Raw genomic sequence first — 11,410 nt, 5'->3', positions numbered from 1 at the left:
CCACCTCGGGTCCGGTCGCCCCGAACCCGGCCCGGCGCAGCATGCGGGCCGTGCTGACCCACGCGGTGGACTGGCCTGCCATGCGATAACTATGCCCGGTCTTCCTTGCGATTTGCTTGCGATCCTGTGGATGCGGGTGCACGCGATCCGGCCCGCGTGTGTGATCCTGCGCGGCATGACGGAGCCGTTCATCGGCAGTGAGGCCCTCGCGGGCGGTGTGGTGACCCGCCATCAGCTGCGGACGCGATACCGTGCGGTTTTCCCCGGCGTCTACCTCGCGAACGACGCGCCGGCCTCGCTGCGTACGCGCACCATCGCGGCCTGGCTCTGGTCCGGCCGCCGCGGCGTCATCGTGGGTGGGGCCGCCGCGGGGATGCACGGCTCCAAATGGATTCCCGACAACTTTCCCATCGAGCTTGGGGCGGTCAACACCGTGCCTCCCCAAGGGATAGTGCGGCGCCGCGGTCGCCTTGTCGTTGGGGAGACGCAGGTGATGGAAGGGCGGACGATCACGACGCCGGAGCGGACCGCCTTCGATATCGGCAGGGGCGGGGCCATTCGTTCGGCGGTGGTGCGACTGGACGCTCTGGCCGGCGCAACGGGTTTCAAGATCGAGAACGTGCTGCGCGTCGCCAAGTCCCATCCCGGTTCGCCCGGGTTGAGACGGCTCGAAACCGCTTTGGCCATGGTGGATCCCGGTGCTCAATCGCCTCGGGAGAGCTACCTACGGCTACTCCTCATCGACGCCGGCCTGCCACGCCCGCAGACCCAGATACCGGTACTCGGCGCGGACGGCATCCCGCTCGCCTATCTCGACATGGGTTGGGAAGACCTGATGGTTGCGGTGGAGTATGACGGCGACCAGCATCGAACGGATCGGCGCCAGTACGTGAAGGACATCCGTCGCCTGGAAATGCTGGAGCAGATGGGCTGGATCGTCGTCCGGGTCGTCGCCGAGGACCGGCCCGCGTCGATCATTCGCCGCGTCACGGCCGCTATCGCCGCATCGAGTGGGTGCTGACGGCTTTGATTGGGCGCTCACGGCGAGAATCTCGGCATTTCGCCGCCCCAGACGCCCACTCGATCGGACAGGCGCGGAAAGCCGCGACAAGGCGGCCCTAGAACGTGCTGGTGGGCCGAACCCGGTTCGCCATGTCCACCAGCGCGTAGCGGTGCCGCTGGGTGGGGGCGACGCGGGCCAGATTGCGCAGCGCCGCCTCGACGCCCAGCCGCAGCCCGTGCTCGGTGAACGGGAACCCGAGGATGTGGTTGGTGCTGGCCTTGTTGTCTTCCAGCCAGTCCATCGCACAGCCCAGCACCAGGGCGCGGATCTGCAGCACGCGCGGTTCGGTGGGCGGCAAAGCCTCCACCCGCCGGGCCGCGTCGCGGATGTCCTCTTCGGTGATCTCGCTCTTGGTGCGGCCGGACAACAGGGTCACAGCGCTGGTCAGTCGCGCGGTGGTGAAGTGCCTCGAGGTGGCAGGCACCTCGTCCAGCGTGCGCACCGCCGCGGCCCGATCCCCTTCCGCGGAAAGCGTTCTGGCCAATCCGAACGCCGCCGAGATGACGCCGTCATTCGTCTTCCACACCGTCTCGTAGAACTTGTGGTCGTCGACGTCGCCGGCCAGTTCGGCGGTGGCGGCCAGCGCCAGCTTGGGTGCCAGCTCGCCGGGGAAGGTGTCCAGCACTTCGATGAAATGCGTTGTGGCCGAGTCGTAATCGCCGGTGAGTAGCTCGGCCACGGCCTTGTACCACACCAGCCGCCATTGCCAGCCGACCCGCTCGGCCAGGTCGTCGAGCTTGCGGGTGGCCTTGGCCACGTCGCCGAGATCGAGCAGCGCGCGGACCTCCATCAGCGGCAGTTCGGTCGACTCGGACACCTCGACGCCGTCGGCGTCCAGCGTGCCGTGCCGGGCCGCGCGCAACGAATCCAGCGTCTGAACCGGCTGGGACAACACCGTCGCCTGCAGAACGGGGGCCGCGACGTCGGCCGGATCCACCAGCGGCACCTGCAATGCGGTCACGATCTCGCGGGCGGTCAGCTTCTCGGAGTGGACCTGGCCGTCCAGGTACACGTCGGTGTGTGCGACCAGCAAGTCCACCCCGAACGTCGAGCGGCTGGGGCTGAAGATGGTCGACAGGCCCGGCCGCGGCGTCCCGCTGTCGTGGGCGACCACCTCGCGCAGCACACCCAGCAGCTGGGCGGACAGCTCCTCGGTGCTGGCGAACCGGCGCCGCGGGTCGGGATCGGTGGCGCGGCGGAGCACCCGGCGGAAGGAGTCGTAGGTGGTCAACACCGGGTCGTGTTCGGGCAGGCCGTCGACGTAACGGCCGTTGCGGGTCTGCAGGTTGAGCGTGAGGGCGGCCAGCGTGCGGCCCACCGTGTAGATGTCGGTGGCGACGGTCGGGCCGGTCCGCACGATCTCCGGTGCCTGGAAACCCGGTGTGCCATAAAGGTATCCGAACGAATTGATTCGCGACACCGCGCCCAGGTCGATCAACTTGAGCTGCTCTTCGGTGAGCATGATGTTCTCGGGCTTGAGGTCGTTGTAGACCAGGCCGATGGAGTGCAGATAGCTCAGCGCGGGCAGGATTTCCAGCAGGTAGGCGACGGCCTCGGCGACGGGTAGCTTCTCGCCCTTCCCGTGCTTGAGCGGCTGCCCACCGACGTACTCCATGACGATGAGTCCGATCGGATTCTGGTGCTGGTCCTTGTGTTCGACGAAGTTGAAGATCTGCACGATCTGCGGGTGGACCACCTCGGCCAGGAACTGTCGTTCGGCCATCGCGATCGCCTGCGCCTCCGCGTCGCCGGAGTGCACCAAACCCTTGAGCACCACCGGCCGGTCGTTGACGTTGTGGTCGACCGCCAGGTAGACCCAGCCCAGGCCGCCGTGCGCGATGCAGCCCTTGACCTCGTACTGGCCGGCGACGATATCGCCGGGATTGAGTTGCGGCAGAAACGAATACGGGCTGCCGCAGGCCGGGCACCAACCCTCCGACGTGCCCTTGGCCTTCTTGCTGGACCGGCCCACCGGTTTTCCGCAGTTCCAGCAGAAGCGCTTGGACTCCGGCACCACCGGGTTGGTCATCAGGGCTTCGACCGGATCAATGTCCCGTCCGCGCGGGATCTCGACCAGGCCACCGCCGAGCTGTCTGACCGCAGGCACCGAGCGCGTCGCCACCGTCATGCGGTCCTGCGGGTCGGTGTCCAGGGCACCCAGCGAGATGTGCGGAAAGTCGTCGTCGTCATCGTCGTCGAAGTCGGGGCGGAACAGCGCCTGGGTGGCCTGCAGGCGTCCCGTCGCGGCGCCGCTTTGCACGTCGGCCGGCTGGGTGCCCGGCCCGACGTCCTCCGAGCCGGATTCCGGCTGCTCGGTGTGCTTGTCCGGCTCGGCCATCAGTCCAGATACCTCGGTGTGGGCGGGGCCGGCGCGGGGCCCAGCACCGTCAACCACTTGCGGTACAACGTGTTCCACGTGCCGTCGCGGCGGATCCGCTCCAGAGTGCCGTTGACGAACCGCACCAGCCCGGTGTTGTTCAAGTTCACCCCGATGCCGTAGGGCTGGGTGGCCATGTTGGGGCCAACGATGTGCAGGTAGGGGTCCTCTTCGACCAGACCGGCCAGGATCGAATCATCGGTGCTGACGGCGTCGATCTCCCGTTGCTGCATCGCCACCAGGCAGTCGGCCCAGTTGACCACCGACACCACGACGGGCGGCGGATCGATCTGCTGGATCCGGTGCAGCGACGTGGTGCCCTTGGCCACGCAGACACGCTTGCCGGACAGGTCGGCGACCTTGACGATCGACGAGTCGCGCGGGGCCAGGATGCGCTGATTGGCGTCGAGGTACACGGTCGAGAAGTTCACCAGCTTGCGCCGGTCGCAGGTGATGGTCATGGTCTTGACCACGACGTCGACTTCGGAGCGCTGCAGGGCGGTGACCCGCTCGTCCGACGACAGGATCCGGTATTCGACGTGCGACGGTGCCCCGAAGATGTCGCGCGCGATCTCGCCGGCGATGTCGACGTCGAAACCGGTGATCTCGCCGGTGATCGGGTCGCGGAAGCTGAACAGGTTGCTGCCGATGTCGAGCCCGACGATCAGCCGGCCACGGGCGCGGATGTCGGCGACCGCCGCGTCGGCCTCCGCCTTGGTGGCAAAGGGGCGCAGGCTGGCCGTGAGATCGCAGTTTTCATTGGGCCCGTCGGGCGGCAGCGGCGGCTGCGGTGGCAACTGCTCCATGCCGACCGGTGTCGGCGGCGGCAACGTCGGCACGCTGGCGACACGCAGCGATTCGGTGTGTCCGCAGCCCGCCAGCACCACCGCCGCGGCGGCCACGGTGCACGCCCGGCGAAGGAGGGGCAGGCGGATCATTATCGATACTCTTTCAGCCTCGGCCACAGGCCCAGCGCCACCGCGATGGCGGCGCCGAGGCTGAGCACCACGCCACCCACCTGGGCGCCGGACAGTCCGCTGCGCGCGTTGATGACGTCGTTGCGCAGGTGGATGCGACCCTGATCCATGGCCTTGACCAGCTCGTCTTCCAGCTTGTCGAACGCCGGGGTGGAATCTTCTTCGCTGCTGCCCAGCGCCACCTGGGTCGCGGCGCGGTAGTTACCCACCGAGATGTACGAGGTGATTCGGTCGTTGGCCTGCCGCCAGCGCAACAGCAGCTGATCGGCGCCCTCCAGGTCCGGCTTGTCGACGGCGTCGCTGCGGGACATGTATTGGTCGAGCTGGCGGTGCATGGAATCGATGCGCTGATAGAACGACTGCTTGCGCTTTTCTTCGTCCCCGCGCCGGATCAGCGACAGCGTCTCGTCGGCGCGCGCCTGCTGGGCGGTGATGGCGACGTTGGTGACGGTCTTGAGGGATTCGGCGGCAGTGTCCTTCGCGCTACGACTGGCCGTCGTAGAAATGGTCAGCGCAGTTCCAACCCAAACCACCATGACGAGGATAGCGAGTGCGCCCACCACCAGGCCTGGGTTGATTCGGCGCCGGGTGCGCCGCGCCAACCAGCGGTGGGAGAAGGCGCCGAAGACCACGGTGGCGCCGACCACCATGATGACCGGCGCCGGAATCTGCGTCGACGCGGTGGTTTCGGCGTCCACCCGCTCCGACGTCGCCTGATAGAGCCGCGCCGCGTCGGGCAGGATGGTCGACTGCATCAGCCCCGACGCCTCCGACAGGTACGACGACCCGACCGGGTTGCCCTCCCGGTTGTTGGTTCGGGCGATTTCGATCAGGCCGGTGTAGACGGCCAGCTCCGCGTTGATCCGGCCCAGCAGCTGCACCAGGGGTTCGTCGGTGAGGCCGCTCGAGGCCCGGGTCACGGCGACCGACGCGTCGGTGATGGCCTGCTCGTAGCGCTGGCGAACGGGCTGGGGCTCGGCCTCGGCGATGAACGCGGTGGCCGCCGCGGCGTCGGCCACCGACAGCGTCGTGTAGAGCCGCCCGGCGGCGAACGACAGCGGCTCGGTGTGGTTGAGCACCGTGGTGAGCACTTGCTGCCGGTGGTTGATGGTGGTCGAGGTGGCGAAGGCGCTGATCCCGCCGAGCGCGGCGAGCACGATGCCGATGGTCAGGATGCGGCCGGGCGTCGTCGAGATGAACCACCAGCGTGGATGAGCCGGTTCGGCCGGTGACCGCGATCCCTGCGGCTCGGTCGACGGATGCGCCAGCTCAACCGTCACGTCTTATCAGCCCTCATCTCTTGGCCACTTCGTTTCGCTGCACGGACCTCTATAAGCGAAGTCTAAGAGCATGTTCGGATGGATGGGTGGAGGTAGACGCAATTGACGGCGCCCTAACCAAGTCTGCATATCCTGAATCAGTGCAGGGCGACGGTGACGGGTGGGTGATCTCCGACAGCGGCGCCCATTACTGGGGCCGCTTCGGCGCGGCCGGTTTGCTGGTGCGGGCCCCGCAACCCGATGGCACGCCCGCGGTGCTGTTGCAGCATCGCGCGGTCTGGAGTCATCAGGGCGGGACCTGGGGGCTGCCCGGCGGCGCCCGGGACAGCCACGAGACGCCGGAGGAGACGGCGGTCCGCGAAGCGAACGAGGAGGCCGGGCTGCTCAGCGAGCGGCTCACCGTGCGCGCGACCGTGGTCACGGCCGAGGTTGCCGGGATCGCCGGCACGCGGTGGAGCTACACCACCGTCGTTGCCGACGCGGATGAGTTGCTGCACACCGTCCCCAACCGGGAGAGCGCCGAGATGCGCTGGGTCGCCGAAAACGAAGTGGCCGACCTGCCGCTGCATCCCGGATTCGCGGCCAGCTGGCAGCGGCTGCGCACCGCGCCGGCGCTGTTGCCGCTGGGCCGCCGCGACGAGCGACGGCAATACCTGCCGCGCACGATCGAGATCGAGGCCGGCGTCTTCGTTTGGTGTATGCCCGGTGAGGCCGACCAGGCGCCCTCGCAGCTGACCCGCCGGATCAGCGAGCTGCTGCCAGCGCCGAACTGAGCCGTCGGGCCGCTGCCCGCGGGTCCGCGGCCGCGGTGATCGCCCGCACCACCACGATGCGCCGGGCACCGGCGCCGAGCACCTCCGGCAGCCGCTGCTCGTCGATGCCGCCGATCGCGAACCACGGCTTGTCGGTTCCCAGCTCGGCCGCCACCCGCACCAGCGGCAGGCCGGGCGCGGCGCGGTCCGGTTTGGTGGGCGTCGGCCAGCACGGGCCGACGCAGAAGTAGTCCGCTTGGCTGAGTGCCGCCGCGGTCGCCTGGTCGGTGTCGTGGCTGGACAGGCCGAGCAGCATGTCCGGCCCGACGATGTCGCGCGCGACGGCCAGCGGCAGGTCGCCCTGACCGAGGTGCAGCACATCGGCGCGGGCGGCGCGGGCGATGTCGGCGCGGTCGTTGACGGCGAACAAGGCGCCGTGCCGGCGGGCCGCGTCGGCCAGGATCTGGCACGCCGCCAGCTCGTCGCGCGCCTCGAGCGGTCCGAACCGCTGCTCACCGGCCGATCCCTTGTCGCGCAGCTGGATGATGTCCACGCCGCCGGCCAGGGCGGCGTCGGCGAAGTCGGCCAGATCGCCGCGCTCACGGCGCGCGTCGGTGCACAGATACAGGCGCGCTTCGGCCAGAGCGGAAAGTCGTCTATCAAAGGGACGCTGCACACCGAGACGCTAGCGCGCTAGCGTGGAGGCCGAAGAAAACTACTAGACACGGGAGTCCCGGGTAGTCAATGCGGGGCTGAGAGTGGGCACAGCCGGAGCCACCCGGGCCTGCCCTTACCGTCACACCTGATCCGGATCATGCCGGCGAAGGGAGGCTTGCGAATGACCGGGACGCCCTCCGGGCCACCACTGGGGTCCCTGGCCGTCATCGGCGGCGGCGTCATCGGGCTCGCGGTGGCGCGTCGCGCGGCACAGGCCGGGTTGTCGGTGCGGGTGCATCGCACTTCCGAGAAGGGCGCATCATGGGTCGCCGGCGGCATGCTGGCGCCGCACAGCGAGGGCTGGCCCGGCGAGGAACACCTGTTGCGGCTGGGCCTGGAATCGCTGCGGATGTGGCGCGAGGGCGGGTTCCTGGACGGGTTGCCGCCCGAGGTGGTCACCGCGCGCGAGTCGCTGGTGGTGGCCGTCGACCGTGCCGACTTCGCCGACCTGCGCACCGTCGCCGAGTGGTTGTCCGCCCAGGGGCATCCGGTGGTGTGGGAGTCGACCGCGCGCGACGTCGAACCGCTGCTGGCGCAGGGCATCCGGCACGGCTTTCGGGCGCCCACCGAGCTGGCCGTCGACAACCGGGCCGTGCTGGACGCGCTGAGCGCGGAGTGCGAGCGTCTCGGGGTGTGCTGGGCGCCGCCGGCGCACGACCTGTCGCGCGTCGAGGGTGACGCGGTGGTGATCGCCAACGGCATCGACGCCCCCGCGTTGTGGCCGGGCCTGCAGGTGCGCCCGGTGAAAGGCGAAGTGCTGCGACTGCGGTGGCGAAAGGGTTGTATGCCGTTGCCGCAGCGCGTTGTTCGCGCTCGCGTACACGGACGGCAGGTGTATCTGGTGCCGCGCGCGGACGGTGTGGTCGTCGGTGCCACCCAGTACGAACACGGGCGCGACACCGCCCCCGTCGTCTCGGGGGTGCGCGACCTGCTCGACGACGCGTGCGCGGTGCTGCCGGCGCTGGGTGAATACGAACTCGCCGAGTGCGCCGCCGGGCTGCGCCCGATGACCCCCGACAATCTGCCGTTGGTGCATCGCCTGGACGCGCGAACGCTGGTCGCTGCCGGGCACGGCCGGTCGGGCTTCCTGCTGGCGCCCTGGACGGCCGAGCAGATCGTTTCCGAACTGGCCCCGGTGGGAGCACTTTGATGATCCGCGCTGCGACGATGCTTCAGCGATGCGATGAGAAGGAGCGGCGCTAATGATCGTCGTGGTCAACGAGCAAAAGGTCGATGTCGACGCGCACACCACCATCGCCGCGCTGCTGGATTCCCTGGGGTTTCCGGACCGCGGCGTGGCAGTGGCCATGGACGATGCGGTGCTGCCGCGATCCCGCTGGGCCACCGAACTTTTCGACGGTGCCCGGCTCGAGATAGTGACGGCGGTGCAAGGTGGCTGATACAAAGCTGACCATCGGCGACCGCAGCTTCGCGTCGCGGCTCATCATGGGGACCGGGGGAGCGAGCAACCTCGCGGTGCTGGAAGAGGCTCTGGTGGCGTCGGGCACGGAACTGACCACCGTCGCGATACGCCGGGTCGACGCCGAGGGCGGCACCGGATTGCTCGACCTGCTCAACCGACTGGGCATCACGCCGCTGCCGAACACCGCGGGTTGCCGCGGCGCGGCCGAGGCGGTGCTCACCGCGCAGTTGGCCCGCGAGGCGCTGAACACCAACTGGATCAAGCTCGAGGTGATCGCCGACGAACGCACGCTGCTGCCCGACGCGGTCGAATTGGTGCGAGCTGCAGAGCAATTGGTTGATGACGGGTTCGTCGTGCTGCCCTACACCAACGATGATCCGGTGCTGGCGCGCCGGCTCGAGGACGCCGGATGCGCGGCGGTGATGCCGCTGGGTTCGCCCATCGGCACCGGCCTCGGCATCACCAATCCGCACAACATCGAGATGATCGTCGCCCGGGCAGGCGTTCCGGTGGTGCTCGACGCCGGCATCGGAACCGCCAGCGACGCCGCACTGGCGATGGAATTGGGTTGCGACGCCGTGTTGTTGGCGACCGCGGTGACCAGGGCCGCCGATCCCGCGGCGATGGCCGCTGCCATGGCCGCCGCCGTGACCGCCGGGTATCTGGCCCGGCGCGCCGGGCGCATCCCGAAGCGATTCTGGGCACAGGCTTCGAGCCCGCAGCGATGAGTCGTTATGTCGCGCTGGGGAGTTCGATGGCTGCCGGCCCCGGCATCCGGCCCCGCGCCGCGGGGGCCCCGCGCTGGTCGGGCCGATCCGCGCGCAACTACGCGCATCTGATCGCGCAGCGTTACCACCACGACCTGGTCGACGTCACCTTCTCCGGGGCGACCACCGCGCACGTCCTCGCCGAAATCCAACGCGGCGCACCACCGCAGATCGCCGCGCTGGACGGCACCGAGAGCCTGATCACGGTCACCATCGGCGGCAACGACGTGGGCTACATTCCGCTGTTGGTGGCCGCCTCACTGCCGCGTCCACTGCGTCACCTGCCGCTGCTGGGGAATCGAATCGCCGAACTGCTGGATCGCGAGGCGCGGGATCGGGCCCTGGACGCGGTGTTCGAGTCGCTGTGCGCGGTCGGCCGTGCCCTGCGTCAACGATCCGCCCGGGCAAGGGTTTTCTTCGTCGACTACCTGACCATCCTGCCGCCGGCGGGTGTGCCGGCCGCGCCGCTGTCGCCCGCCGATGCCGACCTGGGCCGGCACGTGGCCGCCACGCTGGAGAGGATGACGGCCGACGCCGCCGTGGCGACCGGTTGCGAAGTCATCCGCGCGGGCGCGGCCGGCCGCCAACACCACGCGTGGTCGGCGGAGCCGTGGACGACGCTGCCGGCGCGCTTCGGTGTCCCGGTGCCGGGACGCCCCGCTCCCTTACACCCGAACGCCGACGGGATGCGCGCGGTGGCGGATTTGATTGCCGCTCAGCTGTAAACGTCAGCCGTTGGTGCGCCACCACTGGTAGAGCGCGTTGACGTCGGAATTGGACGCGGTCAGGTGACCGAGCACATTCTTGGCGTCGGTGGTCCAGGTCAACGTCGCATAGTTCTTATAAGTGCCACACGCGATCTGGCCGCCGGTCTGGCCGTTCTGTTTCCAGGTTCCCGGGGACGCCCCGGCGTCCCCACACGCGGCCAGAGACACGTCTTTGATGGTGGAACTGAAGGCGGAGCCCAGATTCGTGCTGCTGGAGAAGAGCGCGTAAACGCCTGATCCCGGCCCGTTCGAGTCGGGGTTTTGCCCGCAGACGAGTTCGGCCAGTTCTCCGGTTTCAGAGAGCTCCTGCGACTTGCAGTTGTTCAGGCCGTAGCCCTTCGACAGGGAGGCGGCCAGCGTGTTCATGTCCGCCGCGGTACCCGTGTTGGGTTCGGCGATCGCGGTGCCACTGCCCGCGAGAGCCAGACTGCCTGTGAAAGCTGCGACGGACACGGCTCGCAGCGCGGTGTTGAGATGTGACATTTTCCTGACTCCCTGCGGTTGATGGAAATAAAGAGGGGCGAACGTTTCTCGGTTATCTGTTCAGGATCGGTTGCGGCGCCCAGCCGGACTGTCACCCGTTGGCGCGCCACCATTGGTAGAGGGCCGCAACGTCGGTGTTGGGTCCGCGCAGGTAGCTCAGCGTGTTCTTGGCGTCCGTGGTCCAGATGATCTCGGCACCGTTTTGGTAAGTGCCGCACGCCGCCTGCCCGGCGCTGGCGGTCGAACCGTCTTTATGCCAGTTCGACGGCGACTGGTTGGCGTCCCCGCACGGGGTCAGGACGTCCTCTTTGATAGTGGCCCTGAACGAGGTCGCCAAGTTGTCGGTGTTGGTGAACAGGACGTACTTGGCCCGGACCGGACCGCTCGGGTCGGGGCTGTGCCCGCAGGTGAGCACCGCCAGTTGCGTGCTGCGGTCGATGTTCTGGGCGGTGCAGTTGTTCAGGCCGTAGCCCTTCGACAGCGAGGCCGCAAGCTTGTTGATATCCGACGGGCTACCGGCGGCGGGATCCGCGCTCGCCGTAACGCTGCCCGCTAAGGCCACACCGCCCGTCAGCGCGGTTGCCGTCGCCGCCCGCAGCACGTTGCTGAAATCAGACATGAATGGCTCCTTAACGGCCGCTTCTAAACACGGATAGTAGGGCTATGTCGTGGTAAAGCAACACATTCCGCAGGCAATTATCTGTGTAGGCATCCTTCCCGGCTCAACCCGCAGAGGCCCAGGCAAATCATAGTGGTGCGGCGGTGATTGCGCCGGATCTCGAATTATGTTGACGCGCGGCGGTA

General features: G+C 68.5%; 12 protein-coding genes. 6 read left to right on the top strand and 6 right to left on the bottom strand.

What is annotated here, in order from left to right; genetic code table 11:
- Positions 1-175: 175 nt before the first annotated feature.
- Positions 176-1,021: an endonuclease domain-containing protein gene (locus tag A5688_RS10505; protein ID WP_067826874.1), complete on the top strand. Its 846-nt coding sequence runs from the start codon at positions 176-178 to the stop codon at positions 1,019-1,021.
- A gap of 97 nt (positions 1,022-1,118) precedes the next feature.
- Here A5688_RS10505 and A5688_RS10500 read toward each other — a convergent pair whose 3' ends face one another.
- The 3 genes from A5688_RS10500 to glnX are packed head-to-tail and all read right to left on the bottom strand — an operon-like array spanning position 1,119 to position 5,697.
- Positions 1,119-3,401 carry a serine/threonine-protein kinase PknG gene (locus tag A5688_RS10500; protein ID WP_067826803.1) on the bottom strand — a complete coding sequence of 761 codons (2,283 nt, stop codon included), beginning with the start codon at positions 3,399-3,401 and terminating at the stop codon, positions 1,119-1,121.
- Positions 3,401-4,378, bottom strand: coding sequence for a glutamate ABC transporter substrate-binding protein (locus tag A5688_RS10495; protein ID WP_067826806.1), 978 nt, complete (start codon positions 4,376-4,378; stop codon positions 3,401-3,403). Before A5688_RS10495 ends, A5688_RS10500 begins: the two co-directional genes overlap by 1 nt.
- The gene (glnX, locus tag A5688_RS10490) at positions 4,378-5,697 is read right to left on the bottom strand and encodes a protein kinase G-activating protein GlnX (protein ID WP_067910999.1); all 1,320 of its coding nucleotides are present in this window, start codon (positions 5,695-5,697) and stop codon (positions 4,378-4,380) included. The genes A5688_RS10495 and glnX overlap by 1 nt, the downstream gene beginning before the upstream one ends.
- A 140-nt stretch (positions 5,698-5,837) precedes the next feature.
- On the opposite strand from glnX, the gene A5688_RS10485 reads away from it, so the two are divergent.
- The gene (locus A5688_RS10485; RefSeq protein WP_067911002.1) at positions 5,838-6,470 is read left to right on the top strand and encodes an NUDIX hydrolase; all 633 of its coding nucleotides are present in this window, start codon (positions 5,838-5,840) and stop codon (positions 6,468-6,470) included.
- On the opposite strand, the gene thiE is transcribed toward A5688_RS10485, so the two are convergent.
- Entirely contained in the window at positions 6,442-7,125 is a 684-nt protein-coding gene (gene thiE / locus A5688_RS10480; protein ID WP_067826815.1) for a thiamine phosphate synthase, read from the bottom strand. The genes A5688_RS10485 and thiE overlap by 29 nt on opposite strands.
- A 162-nt stretch (positions 7,126-7,287) precedes the next feature.
- On the opposite strand from thiE, the gene thiO reads away from it, so the two are divergent.
- The 4 genes from thiO to A5688_RS10460 are packed head-to-tail and all read left to right on the top strand — an operon-like array spanning position 7,288 to position 10,081.
- The gene (thiO, locus tag A5688_RS10475; RefSeq protein WP_067911009.1) at positions 7,288-8,316 is read left to right on the top strand and encodes a glycine oxidase ThiO; all 1,029 of its coding nucleotides are present in this window, start codon (positions 7,288-7,290) and stop codon (positions 8,314-8,316) included.
- Between the two features lie 52 nt (positions 8,317-8,368).
- A complete protein-coding gene (gene thiS / locus A5688_RS10470; RefSeq protein WP_067826818.1) occupies positions 8,369-8,566 on the top strand; it encodes a sulfur carrier protein ThiS in 198 nt (65 codons plus the stop codon).
- On the top strand, positions 8,559-9,317 hold the full coding sequence (locus tag A5688_RS10465; RefSeq protein ID WP_067826821.1) for a thiazole synthase: 759 nt from the start codon (positions 8,559-8,561) through the stop codon (positions 9,315-9,317). The genes thiS and A5688_RS10465 overlap by 8 nt, the downstream gene beginning before the upstream one ends.
- Positions 9,314-10,081 carry an SGNH/GDSL hydrolase family protein gene (locus A5688_RS10460; RefSeq protein ID WP_067826824.1) on the top strand — a complete coding sequence of 256 codons (768 nt, stop codon included), beginning with the start codon at positions 9,314-9,316 and terminating at the stop codon, positions 10,079-10,081. The genes A5688_RS10465 and A5688_RS10460 overlap by 4 nt, the downstream gene beginning before the upstream one ends.
- Before the next feature lie 3 nt (positions 10,082-10,084).
- On the opposite strand, the gene A5688_RS10455 is transcribed toward A5688_RS10460, so the two are convergent.
- Both A5688_RS10455 and A5688_RS10450 read right to left on the bottom strand, forming a co-directional pair.
- Positions 10,085-10,606, bottom strand: a complete 522-nt coding sequence (locus tag A5688_RS10455; RefSeq protein ID WP_067826828.1) for a serine/threonine protein kinase — start codon at positions 10,604-10,606, stop codon at positions 10,085-10,087.
- 91 nt (positions 10,607-10,697) lie between these two features.
- Positions 10,698-11,225 carry a serine/threonine protein kinase gene (locus A5688_RS10450; RefSeq protein WP_067911012.1) on the bottom strand — a complete coding sequence of 176 codons (528 nt, stop codon included), beginning with the start codon at positions 11,223-11,225 and terminating at the stop codon, positions 10,698-10,700.
- Positions 11,226-11,410 lie beyond the last annotated feature (185 nt).

Origin of the sequence: Mycobacterium mantenii, from assembly GCF_001667865.1 — a bacterium.
Lineage (GTDB): Bacteria > Actinomycetota > Actinomycetes > Mycobacteriales > Mycobacteriaceae > Mycobacterium > Mycobacterium mantenii_A.
This window is presented reverse-complemented; position numbering and strand designations above follow the sequence as displayed.